The organism is Candidatus Blastococcus massiliensis AP3, assembly GCF_000582785.1.
Lineage (GTDB): Bacteria > Actinomycetota > Actinomycetes > Mycobacteriales > Geodermatophilaceae > Blastococcus > Blastococcus massiliensis.
In genome coordinates this window covers 130196-153873 of sequence record NZ_HG931175.1, presented here as the reverse complement: position 1 = coordinate 153873, position 23678 = coordinate 130196, and the positions used below count along the sequence as shown (strand labels likewise).

Here is a 23678-nt window from a genome sequence, read left to right as displayed (position 1 = left end):
CGATGAACCAACGGCCTTCTGACCGGGGCTGCCGCTAACGTGCGTCCCGTGCTGGTACGCGAGAAAGAGCAGGGGGACGAAGCGCAGTGCCTTGAACTGCTGCTGCGGGTCCACCGGACGGACGGTTACCCGCTCTACCTTCCTGCCGACGTTCCAGCGTTTATTACTCCTGACTACGAGGTGGCCGCGTGGGTCGCTGAGAACGACGGCCGCATTGTCTCGCCCCGGGTTTGATGGAGGCTCTCAATCCACGTGAGGATGAGAGTCATGGCGGCACCGAGGAAGTACCCCGACGAGCTGCGGGAGCGGGCGATCCGCTTGGCGGTCGACGCACGGCGTGACCCGGTCACCCGGACCGGGGCGTTGAAGCGGATCGGCGAGCAGTTGGGCATCAACGCCGAGACGCTGCGGAACTGGGTGATCCAGGCCGAGGTCGATGAGGGGCGCCGGCCCGGGACCACGACTGATGACGCGGCGCGGTTGGCTGAGTTGGAGCGGGAGAACCGGGAGTTGCGCCGGGCGAATGCGATCTTGAAGAGCGCGTCGGCTTTCTTCGCGGCGGAGCTCGACCGCCCCTCCCGCTGATCGTGGACTACATCGATCAGCACAAGAAGGAGCACGGGATCGAGCCGATCTGCCGCGTCCTCACCGAGGCCGGCGCCAAGATCGTCCCCAGCACCTACTACGCCCACCACACCCGTCCGCCCTCGGCCCGGTCGGTCACCGACGCAGCCACCACCGCGGTGATCGAGCAGGTGCACGCCGACAACTACGGGGTCTACGGCGCCCGCAAGGTGCACGCCGAAGTGCGCCGGCAGGGCCACCCGGTGGCCCGCTGCACCGTCGAACGCCTGATGCGCGCCACCGGGCTGCGCGGCATCACGCGGGCCAAGGGCCCGCGGACCACCGTGCCGGGCACCGGCACCGACACCCGCCCGGACCTGGTCGACCGGGCGTTCACCGCGACCGGGCCGGACCAGTTGTGGGTCGCCGACATCACCTACTGCCGGACGTTCTCCGGCTGGGTCTACGCCGCCTTCGTCATCGACGTCTACTCCCGCCGGGTGGTCGGCTGGCAGCTGTCCCGCTCGCTGCGCACCGACCTCGCCCTCGACGCGCTGGAGATGGGCATCTGGACCCGCCGGCGGACCGGCCACGACCTCGGCGGCCTGGTGCACCACTCGGACAAGGGCGTCCAGTACGTCGCGGTTCGCTACACCCAGCGCCTCGCCGAGGCCGGCGCGGTCGCCTCGGTCGGCTCCACCGGCGACTCCTACGACAACGCGCTCGCTGAGGCTTTCAACTCCCTCTTCAAGGCCGAACTGGTGCGCAACCGCGGCCCCTGGAAGGGCATCGACGACCTCGAGATCGCCGTCGCCGAGTACATCGACTGGTTCAACCACCGACGCCTGCACGGCGAGATCGGCCTCGTTCCCCCGGCCGAGCACGAAGACAGCTTCTACCGGTACAACACCGCGGCGACTACCGTCGCGGCGTCAGTTCCGAGCCTCCACTGAACCCGGGGCGGGACAGTCGACGACGCATGGAGGCCTTCTGTGACCTCCCAGTGAGGGACCCGCTACGGCGACGTCCAGGTGAGCGCTGGTCATGTCGCACTGCGAGAGCGTGGATTCCGGACTTCTGACCACCACGGTGGAAAGTTTCGACCGCCACTACGCCGTGAACGTGCGAGCCACCTGGCTGCTGCTCGCGGCGTTCGCTCGGCAGCTGCCTGAAGCAGGCGGCTCGGTAGTGGCTCTCACCAGTGACCACACCGTGGGCAACCTGCCCTACGGCACCACAAAAGCAGCGCTGGACCGCCTCGTCCTTGCTGCCGCGCACGAACTCGGCGATCGCGGGCTACGAGCGAACGTCATCAACCCAGGCCCCGTCGACACCGGCTGGATGACCCCCGAGCTGAACGCCAGCTTGGTGGCCATGCAACCCACCGGACGGCTAGGAACACCCGTCGACATCGCGAACCTCGTCCGGTTCCTGCTCTCCGAGCAGGGTCAGTGGGTCAACGGGCAGTTGATCCACAGCAACGGCGGCTTCCCAAAGGGCCAGCTGCCCGTTTGAGGAACCCGCTACGGCGACGTCCAGGTGAGGGAGCGGTCGGCCGCAACGTTTCGCAATGGGGATCGGTCTGTGACACAAAGCATCGAATTGGGTTCGGCGTGTCAGTCGAGACACGGCTCTACTGCGGCCCATCCCCGGTCGGCGCGCTGGCTACCTGTCCCGGCGGAGAACGTGCACGCTCGGAAGGGTGAGACCCAGGAACTGCCAAAGCTCCCAGTGCAGGTTGGCTTCGACGTGTGCAACGTCGTCAGGACCATACGTCGTCGTCAGTTCGTCGCGTTGGCGACGTAGCCGAGCCAACTGCAGAAGCTTGCGGGAGACGGGCTGAGTCCGCTCCTCGGCGTGCTCCCGCCAGCGGGTGCCGATCTCGATCGTCTGCTCGAGGAGCAGGCCGGACTCGGCGTAAATAGCCATCAGGCGCGCGGAGTCCATGTTGGCGGGCACGACACCGCGGTGGTGAGCCAGCAGTTCGCGGTCCGAGGTTGTCAGTCCGTTGTCTAGGACAGTGAAGACAATCATGGCTCCGCCCGGCCGGAGCGCTCGGGCAGCAGCACGCACGACCGCCGGCAGATCGGCCACCTGTTCGAGGACGTCGCGACACCAGATGAGATCGACCGACTTCATCGCGATCGGAGCTTCTTCCAACGTCGCCTGATGGAGGGAGACACGGTCGGCAAGACCAGCGACGGAGACAGCCTCGGCGGCCTTCGCGATATGCACGGGCACTGGATCAACACCGATGGCGGTGATGTCGTGTCGGCGACAGAGCCCAATCAAGTGGGAGGCGTCGCGACACCCCACGTCCAGGACTAGGTCTCCTGGCCGGATCAGGGACGCGGCGACGTCGAAGAGTTCGTCGGGTCCGTCGGGTGCCATGCTTACGTCGAGGTCGGCATAGATCCGCCAAGTTCTGGGGCCATAGGTGGCGATCAGCGCCTCGACGTGACCTTGCTTCACGAGTTCGAGAATAGCCGCGGGCCTCATTGCGTGCGGCACCGAGAGGCTCTCAAGACTGGTCACGCTGACCGGCCGAGGTCCGGACGTCCCGCAACGGGAACCCGAACCGGACACCGTCAACGTCTCCGATCGGCACGTGGGGTGATCCCGCAAGCGGATCCCCGCGCGGAGCGAAACCATCTGGCCAGTTCCGCATGGCCGTCAGACCGGGGCTCAGTACGCCAGGATGCCTGCATCATCCGGCGCAAGACACACTTCGGCGTCGACGACGGGTGACTGGTTGCTCCGCACGTCGCTCGCGGCGCGGCGCGTCGGGGAGCGGGCATCCTGCGCTCAGCGGGCATGATCGCTGCAAACAGCGCTTGGCCACCGGCCAGCTGACCGACGAAGGAGATGCTGATTGTGTGGTCGGAATCTGACAACCATGGCTTCTCGGACGAGGCAGACTACCTGCGGTCGTTGAAAAAGGACGATAGTTACACGTTCTCGTACCAGTTCGAGTACATCGCCACGAATCATGGGAACGGAAGCTACGACATCGACACCGCGACCATGGACGTCCGCGTCGAGTGGAGCGACTTTCAAGCGGGATACGAAATCTCGTATGACGTTCCCGACATGCATAAAATCGATGCGAGCCAAGGCAACAGCGACGCTGAGGGCTTCTACGAGAATGACGTCTACTGGCGCGTGGTCGCGGACCTCGAAAGCCTTGGTATCGGTTCAGATCTCAGGGCAGTTTAGTGGCAACCGGCCGCCGTTCCCCTGCAGATTAACAATCTCGAGAGATGCAGCGGGGGTCGGTGGGCGGACCGTGGTCGACCGCCGTGTCGACTCCGTAGACTGGTGGATGCGTTCAAGAGTGATGTCAGTCCGGGTGGTCCGGCTAGCGACCACGCGGCCCGATGCGTCGCCCGAGGATTCTCGGGCCGGCCGCTGGCGAGTTACTCAAGCCTTCCTCCCGAGAGTTCGTGACGCCGAGCGTGCATAGCCTAAAGCCGATCGGTTTGCGGCGACGGACGATTTCACGGCGACCCGATTCGTGCGACCGCGCGGATCGCGGCAGATCCGAAGGGCCACCGCGTCGCGGGTGGCTCCGACCTGGATGGCGTACGCGTATCCACCGACTGGGCGGCGACAAACGCCTTCGGCCTCGAGCGTACGACGACATGTTCCCGGCCGAGGCCATCGCTTCCCGGCGGAGGCCATCGCGCTGGCAGACATGGCCAGAGAACGGCAACGCTGCGGTCCCCGTTGCGAGGGGGACGGGGGGGGCTCCGTCTAGTCTGCGGTTGAGGCGTCGGTGTCGGTGCTGGCGGCGATGTCCCCGAGCATGGTCGGCAAGTCGAGGATCGCGCGACGGATGGCGCGATAGTCCTCGTCCGGCACCTCGACGTCACCCACAACGGCCGAGAACTCGTCGTCGTCGTCCCCGCCGAGCAGGCTCTGCGGTGCGGCGTTCGTGCCGAGCAGGTGGACGTAGCAGCCGTAGTCGATCTGGAGGACGTCGTACCGCTCGCCGGGGTTGTCCTTGCCGGACCACCCGCGCTTGATGATGTGCAGGATGCGGTCGTCCACGAGTTGTTGAATCAGGCCGTCCTGGGTCTGATCCTGCTTGATGAGGAACGCGCGCGCCTTGCGGCCGGCGATCACGTCGCTCAAGATGCGGTCGAGCAGAGCGCGCGCAACCGGCATGCCGTTGAGCTGTGCTGCCTTTGTCGTGGTGTAGAGCTGGGATGCGGCCTCGCGGACGTGGGCCACGGCGACCTTTGACCCCCCCGCGCGGAGTCCCGCGCGGCCGACGATGCTGAGTGCGTCACGGGGCACACCCTCGGCCGCGCGGATGACCTCCTGCAACGAGGTGACCTGGGTGAACAGCGAGCCGATCAGGTCCGCCTCGGACTCGGGCGGGTCTTCACCCATGCCGATTACGGCGGTCGAGATGTGACGGAACAGCAGGGCTCGAAAAAACGATAGGGAGCGCTGAGCCTGCTCCTCGCGGCTCCGAGCGGGGAACACCACGAACTCATCGAGGTCTAGCAGCGGGAACAGCTCAGCACCGACCTCCGCGCCGATGTAGTCGCCGCGCTCGCCCGCGATGCGCCACTCCGAGCGGTGCGGGATGGCGGCGATGCGCACGGACACCTTGGGGATGCCGAAGAACAACCGTCGGAGCATCTCGGCGAGGTACGGCTGGAGGTCGATCGGGATGCCGCTCCACTCGTCGATGAGCAGCCAGAACCGCTTGGCGTCGTCTGCCTCAACGGCCTGGCGCATCGACTGCGTCACGCCCCCGAAGTGGATGCGGTGCCGGATCACGCCCGTCTGCCGGGTCCGTACGCCGTCCTCGCGGGCGGTCTCGCGCGTGGAGCCCGCGCCGAGTTTCAGCGACGGCATCCCTCCGGGGGGCCATCCAACCCCGGCATCAGTTTTCGATCCCTGCGCCGACCGGTCGGTTCGAGTGCCTTCCTGCTCGGTCTCCTGGGCGACCAGCACCTCCTGGAAGTGGTCGAGCATCCGGTCGAGCGCGTCGATCTGCACCTTGATCTCGCCCGCGAACGCGGCTTCGAGCAGTTGGGTGTGGACGATGCTCAGCACGTCGACCACGAGGCGGGTCGCCCGTTCGCTGATGCTGAGGTGGGGGTCGGCGTAGCGGCCCTCGGTGGAGCCGACGTCCTGCTCCATGTCGATGTAGACGACCCGGTTGCCCTTCTCCCGCTCGGTCTGCGCAATGTACTTCAACGCGTGGGTCTTGCCGGTGCCCCGGCGGCCGAAGACGATGCCGTTGTCCTTCGCGCCCAGGGCGGCAGTCAGCGATTCGACGTTCACGTACGTCGCGAGCACGTCGTCCTCGCTGACCCGCTCGGCGCGCTTCTCGACCTCTTGCAGCGCGCTAAGCAGGATCTTGGTGTTCACGTGGCGTCCCCTCCCCGGCGGGCCCCTGTGCGGCGGCGCCGTTCATCGAAACGCTCTCATGCCTATCCGACCGTGCCGAAGAGCGCGCCGACGGTGCGCCCGCATGGGCGTGGGGTGGAGACGCTGGCGGCGTCTACGCGGGCGCGTGGCCGCTCGCCTTCCATCGGTCGGCTCGGCGAAAGGCGACGTCCTGATCTCGGCATCTCCGCGTGTTCCATAGGTGGAACCGCTACCGAGAAGGATGCAGGTGGGGCGCATTGCCTCCCGCGGCATGTCCCGTATGGGCCGTCCGGTGAAGGTCGTCACAAGGGGGCGTCAAGCGAGACACTCGAAGCGCACCAGTATTGGTCCCGGTAGGCACCGAGGTACGGGAGTCGGTGTCGAGTACGGCCCTGTGGACAGTGCCGGGCGGCACGCCGAGGGCCTCGGTGACCCGATCGATGTGCGCCAGCCACCGGCTGGGTGGCAGTGCACCGATGATCGCGCTGGCCTCGCGCAGTGTCGTTCGGATGTCCGAGTCGCTCCTCTCGCGCAAAGCGGAGCTGATGCGGGCGTCGAGCAGGATGTCAGCGAGGCTGCGTGAGGAATTGATGGCCGCCCGCAGCCCGTTCGCGCCGTCACGGTGGAAGAGGTCGGCCGGATCGAGCCCGTCGGGTAGGGCGAGGCGGCGCGGGGCGTCGCCACGGGCGGTGAGCTGCCAGTAGATGCGCTCGGCGGCGCGCTGCCCAGCGGGGTCGTTGTCGGTGGCCACGAGGATGCCCGGACCGTCGGTGCGGATGTAGCTGCCGAGGAGATCTGCTTGCCTCGCGGTGAGGGCGGTGCCGAGGGTTGCGACGCCGACGGGCTGCCCCGCGCCGGCCAGGGTGAGGGCGATCGCGTCCAGCGGTCCCTCGACGAGAGCCGGGGTGGTTCCAGCGGCAAGCGCGGATCGGGTCTCGTAAAGGCCGAACAGGTGCTCGCCCTTGCGGTACAGGTCGGTAGCCGAGGTGTTGAGGTACTTGGGTCCCGCACGTCCGTCGTCGGCTGCAGTGGGGTTGCGGCGAGCGATGAAACCGACGATGGCGCCGTCGGCGTCGTGGATGGGAAAGGTAAGCCGGTCGCGGAACCGATCGATCAGCACGCCGGTGCGGGCGCGCTGGGCGAGGCCCGCGGCGACCAGTTCGGTATCGGTGGCGCCGAGGCCACGCAGGTGATCCACAAGCGCCGTCCAGCCGGGGGGAGCGTGGCCGGGGGTGAATCGAGGATCGGCGGTGAGGTCGGTGCCCAGCCGGTCGCGCAGGTAGCACGCCGCCCAGGAGGCGGAGTAGAGGTCGGTGAAGAAGGCGGCGGCCTGGGTGTTGAGCTCGATGAGCCGGTCGCGGCCAACCACGGCGGTGGCCCAGAAGTGCTGCTCGAGCAGGTAGTCCGCGTCGTCGGCGGCCTCGACCGCGCCGGTGAGGGTGAACGGGTCCGGCGTGAGGTATCGCGGCGGCGACGCCGGGGGAGGGGTGTCGTAGTCGGGGTCGAACGGCACGTCCTCGTCGCCGGGCGGCACGTCTGCCGGGTCGGTGGCGGTGGTAGGGGCGGGCACAGACGGCAGCAGGTGCGCGTCGTCGGGTGGCTGCAGATCGGCCGGCAGCGGTTCGGGATCGTGCACGGGCGCTGGGTCTATGAGGGCGGCGACCCGGAAGACCAGCGCCTCGGCGAGCCCGGTCGCGTCGCTGGTCACGGCGGGTGGCAGCCCGGCGAATGCGGTGGTGAGCAGATCGGCGGGGGACCAGCCGGTGCGGACGCCGGTAGTGACCGCAGCGACCAGCGCCGGCCACGCGGCATCGGCCAGCACGCGCCCGGCCTGTTCGTCGGGCAGCCGGCCCAGCAGGGTGGCGCACCAGTCCGGGCGCGGTCCGGCCGAGCTCGCCGCGGGCACGGTGGCCGGAGCGACGTGAGGCGACAGCCGCCACCACAGGGCCGCGGCAGGCAAGTCATCGGGCAGGGGGCGCTGCGCGGCGACGGCGGCGAGAATGCCGGCGGCATCGAGACCGGCGCGGTCGGCGGCGGCCAGCCGGTCGACCAGGACCGGCCAGTGCTCGTCGCGGCGGACGCGGGGGTCGACGCCGTCGGCCAGCGCCGCCCACACCGAGCGGTCCCGGGCGGGAGCGGCGGCGGTCAACGCTTCGTCCAGTCGCGTCTGAGATCGGCGTTCCGCGGCCGGCCGCCGGGTCGGTCCGGTGGGGCGCCGGTCGCTGTCGGGAACAGCGAGTGCTGCGCGCCAGACGGCGAGGTCGGCCCGCAGTGCCTCGTGGTCTGGGTGCAGCAGGTGCTTGGCCCAGGTCGGTGCGGTGGCCGCGGTCATGTCGGTGGCGGCGGAGGCAACCCGTGCCGCGCAGGCGGTGAGGTGATCGGCGCGGGCGGTCAGGTAGGGGCCCCACCGCGGATCGTCGATCAGGGCGGCCGGGATGCCGGGCAGCCACGGCAGCGGGCCGGCCGAAGCTAGAACCGGCAGCCGGTGGTCGAGGACGGCAGCGGGGTCGTTCGCCGTCTCCAGTTCCCGTGCCTCGGCCGTCGTCCTCAGGACGGCGACTGGGTCGGCGCCGGTGAGCGCGAGCAGCGCCAGGTGTCCGCGCAGGGCCGGCCACGCCGGCGCGCTGGTCAGCCCGGGGTGGAGGCGCTCGGCGCCGTTCTCCACTTCTTCTGCAGTCGCGGCGTCCAGGCGGTGGTCGGCGGCGACGCGAAGCGCGTCGGCGTACCGCGGCGCGGCGGCGTGCAGCTGCTCGGCCGGGTCGGCCAGCGCCCGGCGCGCGCCGGCTGCGGAGATCTGGGCGCCGTCGCGAGCCAGCATGCCGGCCAGCAGGTCGGTGGCGGTGGGCGGCGACACGGCGGCGGGGGTGACGATGCTGTGCGGATCGCCGTCGCCGACGGTGGCGAGGTACAGGTGGTTGGCGGCGCGCCCGCGGGAGAGCGCGACGTAGAGCAGTTGTCGCGACTCGCCGCCGGTGAGAACGGTGTGGCAGACGTCGGCGGTGGTGCCCTGGGCGCCGTGCACCGTGGTCGCATAGCCGAGCTGCACGTGCTCGCTGACGTAGCTCGCCGGCAAGGTGATCCGCCGTCCGGTACCGGTGTGAACGACGTCGAGGGCGCCGTCCCGGCCGACGGCCTGGACGGTGAAGCGGTCACCGTTCTTGACCCACTCGGTGGCGGTGATCGGCAGCCGCCGGTTGTTGGCGCGGGTGATGACCGGGTCCCCGGCCCCGGCGCGGGTGCCGTCGGCCAGCTCGACCTCTGCACCCGGGGAGGAAGCGGTGCCTGCCAGCCGGTCGGCCCGCGCCCGCTCGTTCAGCTGTGTGACCAGGTCCCGGGTGGCGGCCAGCAGCAGCGGGTCCATGCCGCGGGCGGAGTCGGCGGCCCAGGCGGCGTAGGCCTGCTCGGCGCAGGCGGCCAGGTCCCCGACGTGCACCCGGCCGGAGTCGAGGTAGAAGCCCAGTCCGAGGGTGTCGCCGTCCCGGACGGCGACGGTGGCCGCGGCCTCGGCCGGGTCGGTAAAGCGGACCAACTGGGTCAGGGTGACCGCGCCATGACTGGCGGCAATCTCGGCCAACACGCCGCCGGCGGCGACCGAGGTCAGCTGCTGGTGATCGCCGACCAGCCGCACCGATCCGCCCCGCCCCAGGACGTGCTCGACTGCGCGGGCCAGCTCGCGGGTGCCGGCCATGCCGGCCTCGTCGACGACCACCAATGTGGTCGGCCCGATGCCGGCCATCCAGTCGGGTGCCTGCTCGGCGTCGAGGCACCAGATGAGCTTGGCCAGCGTGTCGCACGGTGCTCTCAGGGACTCGCGCAGCCCGGCGGTGGCCACGGCCGACGGCGCCAAGCCGAGCACCGTGCCACCGCCAGCGGCCCAGGCGCGAGCCAGGGTCGCCAGCGCGGTCGTCTTGCCCGCGCCGGCCGGGGCGAGGGCCAGTTGCACACGGGCGCCGCTGCCCGCGAGCTCGCGCACCAGCTGCGCCTGGCCGGGATTGAGCTCGGCGCCGTTAGCGGTGGACTCCAGCAGCGCGAGCTCCACGGTGGCCGGATCGGCACGTCGTCCGTCGCTGCGGCCGGCGGCGCCGAGGAGCAGCGCCTCGGCGTCCAACACCGCCTGGCTGGTGTAGAGCCGGGCACCGGCGACGGTGTAGACGCTGGCCCCGTCCGAACGGCGTAGTTCCGCCGGCTCGACCACCGGATCCGACGTACCAAGCGAAACGGAGAGAGCGGGGGAGAGCACGCCCTCAGTGACTCGGGTGACCGCGGCGTCCACGTCGTCCGGCGCCAGGGCGGCGGCCCGCACCACCCGCTCGGCCTCGGCACGCACATGCCAGACCTGCCAGGTGGCCCGCGCTTCCGAGACGGTGTCCAGCACCTCGGCGGCGGCCGACCGGACCCAAGCCTCGGTGGCCTGCGGGCGCGGGGACCCGGGAGCGCCCAGGACGCGGCCGAGCATCCGGGTGATGCGGTCAGGGCCGCCAAGGACGGCGGCAGCCTCCTGCCGCCAGGTGGCCCGCTGCTCGGCGAGGGAGCGAGGCTCGTGCTTGGGGCCGCGGGTTTCCAACGTCGCCTGCTGCGCCAGCGCGATCGCCTCCACGGCCGTCGGCGGCCGGCCGTGGTTGCGCTGGAAGTCGCCGGCCAGCACCGCGCGGCGGGCGTCGATGTCCCGACGCCGCGATGACCATGCGCTCAGCAGCCGTTCGTCCATACCGACGATCTCCCGCACCATTCTCCGTCCGGGCGTCTGGCCAGGGCGGTCGGCGAACCGGACACTCAGGCGAGCGACGAGGTGTGCCTCCATTCGGGTGTCGTAGCGCTCGGAGGCGGCGACGGCGGCCTTGTGCAGCACCCGCCCGTCCAGCGCCCGCCAGAGCCCGTCGCGGGTCTGCACCTTGTTGCTCACCGCCACGTGGCTGTGCAGATCGGGATCGCCGGCGCGGGAGTCGCGGTGGGTGAACACCGCGGCGATCAACCCGGTGGTCTCCACCTGTCGCACCCCGTCCGTTCCCACCCGTGTGAAGGACGCGTTGGATTCCAGCCAAGTAAGGGCGTCGACGACCGCGGCGGCGTGGGCGGCCTCGATCTGCTCGGCCACCTCCCGCGGTGCCAGCGCCCACAACGCCGACACGGACTTGACGGGGGAGAAGGTGAGGTCGTAGCCGGCCACCGCCTTCGTCGCCGGCCGTGAGACCCGGGCGAGGAACCCCGACAGCTCGCGGGCATCGCGCGGCGCGCGGCCGTAGGCCTCAGCGAACATGACCCGGGCGAGGTCGCTACGGATCTTCGCTCGGTAGTCGTCCGGGACTGGGGCGGTGGCGGGCTGCCCGTGGGCAGCGTTAGAGGCGGCGAACTCCTCTGCGCAGCGGGCTCGGAACCCGTCGGCCTGAGGAGCGAAGACATAGAAGCCCCGCCCCAGGGCCCCTGCTGCCCGCGCCTCCTGCGGTGTCTGTCCCCGGGCCAGGGCCTCCTTCTCGAGCCGCAGCGCGTCGGGATGCCGGCCTTCCCCGAAAAGCGACTTCATCTGTTCCTCGGTGACGGGCTGACCGGCACTCACTCCGCCGAGCCCGGCCAGGCCGTTGCCGTTCCACCTGCCCGGCGACTCTCCGCGCTGGGAGTAGTAGTCACCCAGGCCAGCGTGACCCCGCTCCGTCGCGTCGAACGCTGCCACCTGCCGCGTCAGGTACGTGTAGCCGTCCCCGGCGGTCAGCTTGTGCAGCGTCATCACGGCTGCCGACCGTAGGAAGGCGGACTCCACTACAGCTGCCGCACTTCTCCAGTAGCTCGGTGGCGCGAGAGTGTCGGCAAGGGCCCCTCGTCGGTCGCGTAGACGGGGACATGACGCAGATCCCGGCGCAACGACCAAGGCTTCGCATCACGAACCATCAGGCGTCACCTGGGCTTGGACGCCCGTCACCTGCCAGCGGACCGCCACGGACGGGCCGCCCGAAATGCAAGACGTGTGTCGGCTGGTGATCTTGGACTCTTGAGTGACGAGGAGGGGGCGGTAGAGCCGTCAGCAGGGGACGCGACTTGTTCGCTCGGGCAGCGAGCGTAGGCAAGGTCCTGGGTGCTAGATGGCTCGCGCTCCTCGGTCGTCGCGGGACTCGGACTCGTGCATCAGTACGGGTTCGTCCGACAAGATCGCAGCGGGGTGACAGCCGTGGTGCGCAGTGACCGCAACTGGTTCTCCCGCCGGCCGATGCGAAACGCCCGCATGTTGTTTGAAAGACGTCACCGGGTTTCAGCGCTTATAGGCTCCGGGTGGCTTCGGCACACACCGTCGGTGGCTGCCGTTCAGCCCGGCATCGTTCACCAGCGTCGCCCGGACGTTGATCAACGGCACCAACTGCGGGCTGCCGTATCTGACTGACCGTCGCACCGTCGTCTGAGTGGAGGACGCGAGGAACGAGCACTGCCGAGGCGGCAGTCCTCCGCACAGGCACGGCGCTCAGCAAGCACGCCAAGCACGACAAGTAGGCCAAGCACTACAAGCGCGGTCACCGACAAGGGGACACGTCCCCTGGCCGGTCCGCCGCTTCTGTCGGTACATGCTGCCACGATCCGAGTAGTCCTCCAGATGAAGGTGATGATGAAGACGCAGGCCCAGCCCGAGGTGATCGACCTCCAGCCGCACCCCCGGCTCTTGAGCGTTCTCGGCGACATCGAGTTCGCCCCGTGGCAGTGTCTTGCTGAGCTCATCGACAACGCCTTCGACGAGTTCCTCCGCCACCCGAACCTGGAGGAGCCGACCGTCACCGTCACGCTCCCCGGCCGCAACAGCGACCCGCGGACCGCTGAAGTCTGGGTCAAGGACAACGGCCCGGGCCTGAGCCTCGGTGATCTTCAGAACGCACTGCGCGCCGGCTGGACCAGCAACGATCGCTTCGGGCAGCTTGGCTTGTTCGGCATGGGCTTCAACATCGCGACCGCCCGGCTCGGCAGCACCGCTGTAGTCCGCACGGCTCGCGCGGACGCCTCACACTGGACCGTCGTGACGATCGACCTGCCCGCCATGCAGGCCCAGGGCCACTTCAACGTGCCCGTACGCACGGAGCCGAAGGAAAACCCGGAGGATCGCGGCACTGAGATCCTGATCAAGGACCTCAAGCCGGAGCACCACGACGCGCTCGTGCGCCGCCAGCCGGCGATCCGGAACGTCCTGGGGGACGTCTACAGCTACCTGCTGACGCAGCGCGACTTCCGGCTGGTCGTGGACCGACAGGCTGTGAAGCCGCGTCGACCGTGCACGTGGTCGCCCGAGCGCAGCGTGGTCCGCAAGGGTGACCAGATCCCCGCCGTCATCAACATTGACATCCCGCTGACCGATCGGCTCGCCTGCCTGCATTGCGGCCAGTGGCAGGACGACCTGGGCGAGCAGGCGTGCGTGCGCTGCAACAGTCACCGTCTCGATCGGCGTGAGCGGCGCATCTGGGGCTGGGTTGGCGTCCAGCGGTACCTGCACCAGAGCGACTTCGGCATTGACTTCCTCCGCAATGGCCGCAAGATCCTTCTCCGCGACAAGAGCCTGTTCTCGTGGGTCGACCCGGACGAGCCCTCCGGCGGCGGCCTGCGTGAGTACCCGGTCGAAATCCCGAACGGTCAGGGCCGCCTCATCGGCGAGATCCACGTCGACCACGTCGCGGTTAACTATCAAAAGAACGCGTTCGAGTACGGCAGCCCGGACTGGACCAAGGTCAAGCGCGTGCTGCGGGGCGAGGGCCCCCTACTTCCGGAAAAGGCGCGCCAGCTCGGCTTCGCCACGGCGAACACGAGCCCGCTCGCGCGGCTGATAACGGGCTACCGGCGCAATGACGCCGGCGTGAAGTACCTGACGCCCGGCGACGACCGAGGCCCGATTCACGAGCGCGCCCGCGAGTGGGCGGAGCTGTTCCGCAAGGGCGAGAACGAGTACGAGACGGACGAACGCTGGTACCGGGCTGCCTACGAGCACGACAACCCCACTCCGCGAGCCGAGGAGCCGCCGGCCGAGGGGGATCCGGACGAGATTCGGCGCCAGGCCGGACTCGACGACGACCCGGCGCCCGGCGAAGGACAGCCCGAGCCGCCGTCGGAGCCCGTCCGGGAGACAGAGGACGAGCGTAGGGCCCGCTGGCGTACCGACGCCCGGCCCGTCTCGGACCTAGAGACGCCGTTCGGGCTTCCGGGACGCGGCGCCGCGGTCAAGGTCGACGCGGCCTGGCGGGTCACCGGGCATCGGGACCAGATAGGACCCGCGGGCGAGCCGCCCCGGCCCGTGTACATCGGCACGGTGCGGGGCGCCGCGGTCGAGATATTTATCGACGCTGAGCACCCGATCTTCACCGAGTTCGCCGTAGAGATTCGCGACCTCGTCGTGTTCGAGCTGGCCGACTTCATGCGGACCCGCGACGGCGGCACCGACGATCTTGGCGACCTGTTCGCACGGCTCAAGCAGCGCTGCTTGCCTGATCAGAAGGTCACCGGGCCACACCTGAAGGAGAACGCGGACCGGCTGGTGTCTCGGATCCGAGAGACCATGCAGCCTGTCATCGCCGGCAACAGCAGCGGCTACTGGCAGCGCCTGAGCGAGACCGAGCGCGCCGCGACGCAGCAGAAGTTCGCGATCGAAGGCGGCCGAGGCGACTGGGAGGACGTCATCAGCAGCGGCGACTGGCTGGACTACGCACCGGCCCTGTGCCTCGTTCGTGTCGTGAACACCCGCCCGGACGCGTTCCTCGACGCGCAGGTGTTCCGGACCTCTTACGTCAGCCTCACCGACGAGACCGCCCGGCGCGCTGGCCTCGAGCGCGTAACGGACCTGTTGTCGGACGTCGCTGCGCTGTCCGACCAGCCGATCCGTCGCAGCCCCGAAGAACTCCAGCGTGGACGCCTGTCGATCTGGCTGCTGGAAGCCGAGCTCGCGGACGACGCGGCATGACGTCATACGTCGCGCCGCAGCTGCTCTTGGACGGCGGGCCGCACCGCTTCACCCGGCAGATGGAGCGCCTCCTCGGGCAGCTCGGCTTCTCTGACGTCGTCAACATCGACGGCAGCGGCGATCATGGCGGGGACCTGCTCGGCACCCGCAACGGCAAGCTCTGGGTCTTCCAGGCCAAGTGGAAGAGCCGCGGCGCCGTCAACGCCGACGCGGTCGAGGAGGTCACGCGCGCGTGGGACCACTACGGCGCCGACCGTGGTGTCGTCCTGACGAACACGCATCTGTCGGCGGCCGCGCTGGAGCGTGCGCACGTGCTCGGCCGTGTTGGTCGGGACGTCAAGGTGTGGAACGGCAGCATGCTGCAGGCGCTCGCGAGCAACGCCGACGAGCACGAAGCCCTCAGTCTTCGCGACTACCAAGACGAGGCCGTGTCGGCGATGTGGGCGGACCTGACGGCGCGCCGGCGCGCGCTCCTGATCCTCGCGACCGGGCTCGGCAAGACCGTGGTCGGCGGCGAGATCATCGGCCGGTATCTACGGGAGAACCGAGACCGTGACGTACTGGTCGTCGCCCACACCAAGGACCTTGTCAACCAGCTTGAGCGCTCCCTGTGGCGCCACCTGCCCAAGAGCGTCAAGACGCAGGTTCTGACCGGCGACGACAAGCCCCGCGACCTGTCGGGCGTCACGTGCGCGACGGTCACGAGTGCACTCGACGCGGTCCTTCGCGGCTGGCGACCCGGCCTGATCATGGTCGACGAGACACACCATGTCGCCGAGACAGGACAGTTTGACCAGCTGTTGACCGAGCTCAACAGCAGCTTGCAGTTCGGTGTCACCGCGACGCCCTGGCGCAACGACCAGTACGACATCGAGCACCGGTTCGGCCGGGCCAGCTACCGGCTCGGGATTGAGGAAGGGATGCGGCGTGGCTACCTCGCGGCCGTTGACTACCGGCTGTTCGTCGACAACATCGACTGGGACGCGGTCAAGGCCGTGAGCGAGCATCAGTACTCGCTCAAAGAGCTAAACAGCAAGCTCTTCCTCGTGCAGCGGGACGAGGCCGTCGTCGACGCTCTCGTCGACGCCTGGCACTCGACCGCCAGCCCCCGCGGCATCGTGTTCTGCCAGACGATCCCGCACTGCGAGCACATGCAGACTCTGCTGCGCCGGCATCCGCAGTGGCGCGCCGCCGCCACGATCCACACGGACATGCCGAAGCGGGAACGGCAGCAGCGGCTCCTCGACTTCCGAGCCGGACGCGTCCCCCTCCTGATCGCGGTCGACATCCTCAACGAGGGCGTCGATGTGCCCGATGTGAACATCCTGGCGTTCGCGCGCGTCACGCACAGCCGGCGGATCTTCGTGCAGCAGCTCGGGCGAGGACTACGGCTGCGTCAGGGCAAGAGCCACGTTCTTGCACTCGACTTCGTGAGCGACATCCGCCGGGTTGCGGCCCTACTCACCTTGAAGCGTCAGATCGGCGCGGCGGATGTGGAAGTGCTGCCGCGTGTCCCGCACAGCAAGATCGAGTTCAACGATGTGCGAGCCGAGAGTCTTCTCGAGCAGTGGATCTTGGATGCGGCCGACATCGAAACTGCGAACGACGAAGCACGCCTGCAGTTCCTTGACCCCGACGTGCTCCCGGCATGAGCAACCGAGACAAGCTCCTGCCGCCCTCGGTCCGCGAGCAGGTCGTCCGCGCCATCTACGCCGACGCCGATCGGCTCGGTTGGCAGACCCTGCCGCTCGCGGACCGAACCGCGACCTTTAACCGGTGGATCGAGGACGAGCGAGTCGGCGGACCCCTCACACGGTTCATGACCCCGGAGCAGGCCCGGTCCTGGATCAAGGACGGGCCGATGAAGGAGTACGGGCGAGCGCTCCGGGGCGCCGGCCGATTCGCCGCGTACGGCCGCCAGGGCGGAACTGGACCCAACGACGTTGTGCGTCATGCGCTCGGTCCGACCGCGACCCTCGTCGAGGGGTCGCTCGGAAGCAAGCCGCTGCACTGCCTCGGCGAAATCGATGGGGCCACCGCGTACATCGCGTGGGATCACAGCCGGAACTTCAAGAACCTACTGTGGGCGGCGCTGCGCGCCTCCGCTCTCGATGGGCTCGACGCACACCTGGTCGTGCTCGAGCCGCCTGGCACCGCCAGCCCGCCCGAACTGGTCAAAGAACAGCAGAGGCTCGCGGAACGATGCGCCCTGACGGTCCACCGGATGCGGGAAGTCCTCGGGATCGCGGGCGGTCAGCCATGAGCCGCCACCCCGACACGACCCGACGGATCATGAGCGCCGTCCGCAACCGCGACACAAAGCCTGAACTCGCGCTGCGCAAAGCGCTGCACGGCCGAGGACTGCGCTACCGGCTCCGGACCGCGCTGCCCGGCAAGCCCGACATCGTGTTCGGGCCCGCGAAGGTCGTCGTGTTCGTCGACGGGGACTACTGGCACGGGAACGCCTGGCGCACCCGCGGCTTTGAAAGCTTCGACGCCTACTACGGCCGTGGCGGCAACGCACCCTTCTGGCTCGCGAAGATCCGTCGCAACATCGCTCGGGACCTCGAAGTCACGGCCACGCTGACGTGCGCCGGCTGGACCGTCCTGCGCTGCTGGGAGAGCGACATCGAGCGCGACCTCTCCGCTGTCACCGACCTCGTCGCGGACGCCGTGCGCTCCGACGGCCCGCGTCTGCGGACAACAGCGGCATGACCGACGTGAGGCAGTCCGTCGAATTGTTCGCGGGCGGCGGCGGCATGGCACTCGGCATGCGCGAAGCCGGCTTCGAGCACACGAGCCTCGTCGAGTGGTGGAAGCCCGCCGCTCGGGTCCTGCGGCACAACGCCGAACGCCAGCCGACCCTGTGGAAGCCCGACAGCGTCATCGAGAATGACGTCAACCAAGCCGTTGACGAGCTGGGTGAACGCGGCACCGTCCAGCTCGTTGCAGGCGGGCCACCGTGCCAACCTTTCAGCCTCGCTGGGACGCACGCCGGCGACAGCGACGAGCGCAACCAGTTTCCGTCCGCGCTACGGGTCGTGCGCAAGCTCCGCCCGGAACTGGTCGTGTTCGAGAACGTGCCCGGCCTGCTCCGCCCGACGTTCGAGCCGTACCTCGACTACGTCAAGGACCAGCTGCGCCGACCGGACATCAAGCCGCTCGACAGCGACGAGCTCTGGGACCACCACCACGAGCGGATCCGCGCATCGAAGGAGAAGCCCACCTACCGCATTTACCAGGAAGAGGTCGACGCGGCTGACCTCGGCGTTCCGCAGAGCCGGAAGCGCGTCTTCATTATCGCGATCCGCGCCGACGTCGCCGGCGCCGGAACCTGGGACAAGATCTCGACGACACACAGCCGTGACCGGCTGCTGCATGACCAGTACGTCACCGGCACCTATTGGCAGGCGCACGGGTTGCCGATGCCGACTATCCCAGCCCGACTGGTCCGTCACGTGGCGCGACTCCAGCTCACCGGGGTGGACGAGAAGTTCGAGCGGTGGCGGACGCTCCGTGACGCCCTCCGAAACGTGCCGGAGCCGATGGCGACCGACGACGACACCGAGTGGCCCGATCACAGGGCAATCCCGGGCGCCCGCACCTACGCGAAGCACACCGGCAGCCCGATGGACATGCCCAGCAAGACGATCAAGGCGGGCGTGCACGGGGTCGCGGGCGGCGAAGCGATGCTTCGCGAGCTCGACGGCAGCGTCCGGTACCTCAGCGTCCGCGAGGCCGCGCTCGTGCAGGGCTTCCCGCAGGACTACCAGTTCCCCGGCCCCCGCTCCCGCGTCATGGGCGTCATCGGCAACGCCGTAGCGGTCAAGGTCGCCGCCACCATCGGGCTCGCCCTGCTTGAGCACACCGGCCTGTGATGAGCGCTAGCGTCGGCCGGCGGTGCCTGTAGTGAGCGCCGGATCCGCACGCGAGGTGCTCGCCACAGCTGTCCGGACCTACGTCGCCCGGGGTCCCCTGCAGCAGTACAGGTTGCCGGCGTCGCGCACGTTCACCTGCTGGCGCTGCGGATCGTCGAAGACCTCGAAACTTGTCACGATCATCGACGCCAATCCCGAGCGGCTGCTGTGCAACGGCTGCTACGGACTGCTTCTGTCGCTGTGGGACATAAGGGCCGGAGACCTCCCGGCCGCCGAGCGCGATCTCGCGGTCGTCAAGTTCCTCGCCAAGAACGTCCCGGTGTCCGACATCGCCGATGCGCGGAGTCGGCTGCAGGAGCAGGCAGCCGTCTACTCGAGGGTTAGCGCTCAGGCTCAGCTGATGCTCGCGACGGCCGAGGCCGTCAGCGGAGCCCTGCGTCACACCTCGGGCCTTGACTGGTCCGCCGCGATCATCTGCCTGTGCAAGGCCGTCGAGGTGGAAGTTGTCCGCTGCATCGCCGAGCCGTGGAAAGACGCCACCGCGGGACTGGACCTAGCTGCTGACCTCAAGGACAGGGACCTGATGAGGGTGGCTCGCTACTGCGCGGGCCGAGCGCCGGCACCTGAACTCGGCGCGCTTGGGTACACCCTCGGTGTCGCCGCTCGCTCCCGCTCGAGGCGCGAGACGAGTCCGCTGGTAGGCAGTCTCTTTAGGGTCGTGAGCAGCCGCACCGCAGCCTCCTGGTTGCTGGATGGCGACGGGCTGCCAGCGGTGCTCGCCGACCTGTCGAAGAACGTCCGCAACCGCGCCGCTCACACGGACCTCCTGACCGCCGACGACTACCTGCGCTGTCGAGACCGCGTACTCGGCCGCGACGGGATACTGGATCGGCTCCTACGAGCAGTCGACGTCTAAACAAGCTGGGGTCGCGTTCGAGCGCGCCGCTGCGCTGGGCAGTGATCTACGTCGGGATGCCGTGATTCACCGGAAGGGCGGGCGTGCGAACCGTCAAGGACTACCTCGCGATCAACGTCGCGGAAGCGCGTAATCAGTGGCGCGTGATCGACGCGCGACAGCCCGCCGTCAGCGGCCGTCAGGTCGACTTCACGCCCGTGGAGACGCTGATGTGCCTCGCGGCCAGCTTGCTGGTCAACCATCGCCGGTACGGCGGGAGCACTGCGCATCGCGCCGAGCAGCCCGTCCCGGCCATGGCCGCCCTCTTCCGACGCCCAAACAGCAGCGTGCTCGCGAAGATGGCGAACCTCGACGGCAGCCGCCGCAACGGCGCCAGGCACGAGATCGAGGTCGCTGCCCGGCTTCTTGCCACACCTGGTCAACTCGCCACCACCTACCGGCTACTCCTGCAAGCAGCGCGCGACAGTGGCATCAAAGCGGATCGGCTGCCCGACTTTCTACTACTTGAGGGCGACGACAGTGACCTGCTGCTTCTTGGTCAGGAGGAGCTTCTGCTGGAGGACCTCGAGGGGGCCGTGCAGGCGGCGGCCGACAACTGGGCGACTGAGCGCACGGACTTAGCCCAGCAGGTGACGGAACGTCTGCTTGTCGCTGCGGCGCGCGTCGGGCAGCACAGGTTCGCCGGCGAGGTGCTGCGCAATCACGGGCATGCGTGCGTCTTCTGCGGCCTCAGCGTGACGGCGGCGGGGGAGCGAGCCCGCCGGATGCTTGTGGCGAGCCACATCAAGCCCTGGCGGATCAGCCGGCCAGCTGAACGCCTCGACCCGCGAAACGGGCTCACGGCGTGTCCCACGCACGATGTCGCCTTCGATACAGGCCTTCTAATGGTTAACGGTGGCTTGCGCATCCATCTCGCGCCCGACATCGCATCGGCCGCCGCCGAAGGCAGTCCGGGCGCGCAGGCGGCATTCGGCCGACCGCCACTGGCGGAAGCGCTGCTGCTGCCGGCCGGCGCGGTGGCTCCGGGCAATGTCTACCTCGCCTGGCATCGCGACAATGTCTACAGCGGTAGCGCGCCACGCTCAGTTCGACCCGAACACAGCACCCTCTGCCGGCGAGCCACGTGAGTCCTGGCCCCACCCCGCCATACCGTCGGTGCCGCTCTGACCGGGAGGAGACCGCCTTGCTTAGCTATGACGAGACCATGGCCGTTGGCCAGGCCGAGTACCAGGACGTCATTGACGCCTTGGTCGCGGCAGGGCTGCCTGCCTCCTTCACTCAGACCGGTGGGATGAACGCCGCGCTTGAGATCCCCCTCGACGGTGGACACACTTTGCTAGTCACCGACGCTGAGGACAGCTTGTCCTGGGCCCGTGCTGAGCACGAGGGCTGGGCAGTGGCGCTCTTCGCCCCAGAGCACGCCTACGACGGGGAGGTATTGGCCGCAGACAGAACAGGTGACGGAAGCGCCGAGGCGCTGCGTGAACTCATCGACCGCGTCCTCCGGGCCGCCGTGCGTTGAGGCCCACACGGCCGCGGACAGCGCCGCGTGTTTCCGACAGGGTGACCCCGGAGCGGAAGGACGGCTGCGCGCTCTGGCCGGCTCTTGGAGGGGGAACTGGCGAATAACAGGAGGGAATCTCGAGATCTCCGAGGAAGCGCGTCGGCGCCGGCACCCGGCCGCGAGGACGTCGCTGCTGTCCACAGGCTCGCCGCAGGACTGCGAGCGTCACGCCTCCTGCCGTGGACCCCAGGTGTCGATGGCTCGTCAATCGGCGTGGCACGCTAGCTTTCCCTCGTGACGACCGCAGCACCGTTGACCGAGGTGTCGATCGCGTCGGTCGGCGAGCTCCTAAGCGACCTGCTCACCAGGTTCGCGGACGACGAACTGGTCTGGTTCAGAGGGCAAGCTCGGCAGTCCTACGTCCTGCAGTCCTCGCTCGCCCGGCGCAACGGGCTTCACATGGAACGCGAACTAATGTCCGAGTTCCAGCGTGACGCCACGGCGCTGTTATTCGGCGCGGACGTCCGTGGCGGCGAACTGAACGAGTGGGACTGGCTGTTCCTCATGCAGCACTACGGTGTTCCCACTCGGCTGCTGGACTGGAGCGAATCCCCGCTCGCCGCGCTGTTCTTTGCCTTCGACGACGCACATCTGCCGCCCTCGCCAGGCGAAGGCGCCTCGCTGTGGGCGCTCCGTCCGCAGCTGTTGAATGCGCAAGCGAGGATCACGAGCAGTCAACCGTGGGACGTGCCCTTGTGTGGATCGAGCAAGGAGGCCGACTGGTATTCCCCCGCTGAGGTAGCGGCGCCAGGTCGCGATCTTGCGCCTGCGGCTCTGACTGCGGTACGTCGCTTTGACCGCATCCGGGCGCAGACCGGCGTATTCACCATAATGCATAAGGACCCGCAACCGCTTGAGGAGACTTCTACGGACACACTGGTCAAGTATGTGATTTCTGACGTTGCCAAGCCGGCGATGGCGCGAGAGCTGCAACGACTTGGTGTGAACGCCGCCGCTATGTATCCAGACCTGCAACATCTCGCTCGACGCGTCGCGGACCGACTGCCGTGACCAACTTGATCAGAGGACAGCTCAAGACCTCGACCCTCCGCGACATCGCCGCTTTGCGCGAACGCATCCAGCTCGATCCGGACTACCAGCGGGCAGGAGACATCTGGTCCCTGTCGCGCCGCAAGCTGCTCATCGACAGCATCTTCAATGACTTCGACGTCCCGAAGTTGTACTTCAGGGCCCTTGTCCCGCCCGAGTACCAAGGGGAGCGGCTCATCGCATACACGGTGATCGACGGGCGTCAGCGGCTTGAAGCAATCTGGGCGTTCATGGACGGGGACCTCTCGCTTGACGCCGACGCACAGATCGACGGTCTCGTCCTTCCTAACGGTGAGGCGGCGACCTTTCAAGCGATCCGGCACTGGTTGCCCCGGCTGGTTGACCAGTTCCTAAACTATCAGCTGGACGTCGTCACAATCGAAACTGACGATCTCGACGTCATAGAAGACATGTTCTTGCGTCTGAACGAGGCTTCGGCGCTTAATGCCGCCGAGAAGCGAAATGCCTTCGGCGGACCCGTTCCGGCGATCACGAGGGAGTTGAGTTCTCACACATTCTTTGTTGATCGGCTGCCTTACGCCAACCGCCGTTACCGCCACTTCGACATAGCAACCAAGTTCCTGCACTTCGAAGAACGCGGTGGAGTCGCGGACACAAAGAGGACCTACCTGGACCGCTTCGTGCGCGGCGCCCGGCAGTCCGCCCCGACCGTGCTCGATGAATGGCGCCAGAGTGTCGTCGCCGTCATGGACGTGATGGCTGACATCTTTCTGACTCGTGACAAGCTGCTTTCGGCCGTGGGCATGGCCAGCATTTACTACCTCGTAGTTCGTCAGGCTATGGAGGACGGATGGGCGAGCGATCTCCAGCGTGAGCAGTTCGAGGAGTTCGATCGTGAACGTCAGGAGAACCGCGCCAAGGCTCTGCAGGAAGACCCCGCCGCGAACTACAACATGCTGGAATTCGATAGGTACGCCCAGAGCCCAAACGATGCCGTCGCCCTTAGGTTTCGTCGGGACGTGCTTCTTGAGTACCTGGGGCGGCCGCTAGAACCTGCTGGGCAGGACGGGTCGTCGTCGAACGGCATGTGACAGTTTGTCGGCGAGAATCGGCTTGGTGAGACCCCACCACCGGTTGGAATTGCTACGTCAGACATCGCCACTCCTTCCGGAGGTCTCCTTCGTGATCAAGCCACCACGCCGACTGTAAACAACGTCCGCGGTCACGACATCTAGCGCCTCGACCAACACGACGGGACCCTAAGACGGCGGGCTTGTCGCGTTCGCCGGCGCGGACACCCGTGGGCTGCCGGACGCCCATCGCTTGGCCGCGTCCGGACCGGTGCCGCAGTCACTCGCGGCGACGATCCTGTGATCGAGGGGTTGTACGGCATGGACCTCCCGAACTCCTGCCCTTTCCCAGTGAAGAAATTGGTGCTCG

At 68.3% G+C, this 23678-nt stretch carries 17 protein-coding genes and 1 other annotated feature; of the genes, 14 read left to right on the top strand and 3 right to left on the bottom strand.

The window, feature by feature from the left end; genetic code table 11:
- Window positions 1-48 precede the first annotated feature (48 nt).
- From BN344_RS14895 to BN344_RS14880, 3 genes are all read left to right on the top strand, one after another.
- Window positions 49-234: a hypothetical protein gene (locus tag BN344_RS14895; RefSeq protein WP_040339398.1), complete on the top strand. Its 186-nt coding sequence runs from the start codon at window positions 49-51 to the stop codon at window positions 232-234.
- Window positions 235-267: 33 nt separating this feature from the next.
- Window positions 268-1517, top strand: a protein-coding gene (locus BN344_RS14885) for an IS3 family transposase (RefSeq protein ID WP_231486895.1) whose coding sequence is annotated in 2 segments (ribosomal slippage) — window positions 268-547 and window positions 547-1517 — 1251 coding nt in all. Because the reading frame shifts where the segments join, the coding sequence is not laid out codon by codon here.
- Window positions 546-674, top strand: a sequence feature (AL1L pseudoknot). Its footprint overlaps the gene before it by 129 nt.
- A gap of 91 nt (window positions 1518-1608) precedes the next feature.
- The gene (locus BN344_RS14880) at window positions 1609-2079 is read left to right on the top strand and encodes an SDR family oxidoreductase (RefSeq protein ID WP_081788662.1); all 471 of its coding nucleotides are present in this window, start codon (window positions 1609-1611) and stop codon (window positions 2077-2079) included.
- A 150-nt stretch (window positions 2080-2229) separates the two neighbouring features.
- On the opposite strand, the gene BN344_RS19960 is transcribed toward BN344_RS14880, so the two are convergent.
- A complete protein-coding gene (locus BN344_RS19960; protein ID WP_166518249.1) occupies window positions 2230-3036 on the bottom strand; it encodes a class I SAM-dependent methyltransferase in 807 nt (268 codons plus the stop codon).
- Between the two features lie 393 nt (window positions 3037-3429).
- Here BN344_RS19960 and BN344_RS14870 point away from each other — a divergent pair, with 393 nt between their 5' ends.
- A complete protein-coding gene (locus BN344_RS14870; protein ID WP_040339394.1) occupies window positions 3430-3780 on the top strand; it encodes a hypothetical protein in 351 nt (116 codons plus the stop codon).
- Window positions 3781-4317: 537 nt separating this feature from the next.
- Here BN344_RS14870 and BN344_RS14865 read toward each other — a convergent pair.
- Window positions 4318-5952: an ATP-binding protein gene (locus BN344_RS14865; RefSeq protein ID WP_051515978.1), complete on the bottom strand. Its 1635-nt coding sequence runs from the start codon at window positions 5950-5952 to the stop codon at window positions 4318-4320.
- A 229-nt stretch (window positions 5953-6181) separates the two neighbouring features.
- Window positions 6182-11674: a MobF family relaxase gene (gene mobF / locus BN344_RS14860; protein WP_040339393.1), complete on the bottom strand. Its 5493-nt coding sequence runs from the start codon at window positions 11672-11674 to the stop codon at window positions 6182-6184.
- An 855-nt stretch (window positions 11675-12529) separates the two neighbouring features.
- Between mobF and BN344_RS14855 the strand changes: the two genes are divergently transcribed.
- From BN344_RS14855 to BN344_RS14810, 10 genes are all read left to right on the top strand, one after another.
- Window positions 12530-14869, top strand: a complete 2340-nt coding sequence (locus tag BN344_RS14855) for an ATP-binding protein (protein ID WP_051515976.1) — start codon at window positions 12530-12532, stop codon at window positions 14867-14869.
- Window positions 14866-16521, top strand: a complete 1656-nt coding sequence (locus BN344_RS14850; RefSeq protein WP_040339392.1) for a DEAD/DEAH box helicase family protein — start codon at window positions 14866-14868, stop codon at window positions 16519-16521. The genes BN344_RS14855 and BN344_RS14850 overlap by 4 nt, the downstream gene beginning before the upstream one ends.
- Window positions 16518-17132 carry a hypothetical protein gene (locus BN344_RS14845; protein WP_040339391.1) on the top strand — a complete coding sequence of 205 codons (615 nt, stop codon included), beginning with the start codon at window positions 16518-16520 and terminating at the stop codon, window positions 17130-17132. The genes BN344_RS14850 and BN344_RS14845 overlap by 4 nt, the downstream gene beginning before the upstream one ends.
- Window positions 17072-17584 carry a very short patch repair endonuclease gene (locus BN344_RS14840; protein ID WP_331279640.1) on the top strand — a complete coding sequence of 171 codons (513 nt, stop codon included), beginning with the start codon at window positions 17072-17074 and terminating at the stop codon, window positions 17582-17584. The genes BN344_RS14845 and BN344_RS14840 overlap by 61 nt, the downstream gene beginning before the upstream one ends.
- On the top strand, window positions 17581-18747 hold the full coding sequence (locus BN344_RS14835) for a DNA cytosine methyltransferase (protein ID WP_040339389.1): 1167 nt from the start codon (window positions 17581-17583) through the stop codon (window positions 18745-18747). Before BN344_RS14840 ends, BN344_RS14835 begins: the two co-directional genes overlap by 4 nt.
- Before the next feature lie 31 nt (window positions 18748-18778).
- Window positions 18779-19663, top strand: a complete 885-nt coding sequence (locus tag BN344_RS14830; protein WP_155858905.1) for a hypothetical protein — start codon at window positions 18779-18781, stop codon at window positions 19661-19663.
- An 83-nt stretch (window positions 19664-19746) separates the two neighbouring features.
- On the top strand, window positions 19747-20790 hold the full coding sequence (locus tag BN344_RS14825) for an HNH endonuclease (protein WP_040339387.1): 1044 nt from the start codon (window positions 19747-19749) through the stop codon (window positions 20788-20790).
- A 77-nt stretch (window positions 20791-20867) separates the two neighbouring features.
- Window positions 20868-21185, top strand: a complete 318-nt coding sequence (locus BN344_RS14820; RefSeq protein WP_166518248.1) for a hypothetical protein — start codon at window positions 20868-20870, stop codon at window positions 21183-21185.
- Window positions 21186-21461: 276 nt separating this feature from the next.
- Window positions 21462-22238: an FRG domain-containing protein gene (locus tag BN344_RS14815; RefSeq protein WP_081788661.1), complete on the top strand. Its 777-nt coding sequence runs from the start codon at window positions 21462-21464 to the stop codon at window positions 22236-22238.
- Window positions 22235-23329, top strand: coding sequence for a DUF262 domain-containing protein (locus BN344_RS14810; protein ID WP_040339384.1), 1095 nt, complete (start codon window positions 22235-22237; stop codon window positions 23327-23329). The genes BN344_RS14815 and BN344_RS14810 overlap by 4 nt, the downstream gene beginning before the upstream one ends.
- Window positions 23330-23678 lie beyond the last annotated feature (349 nt).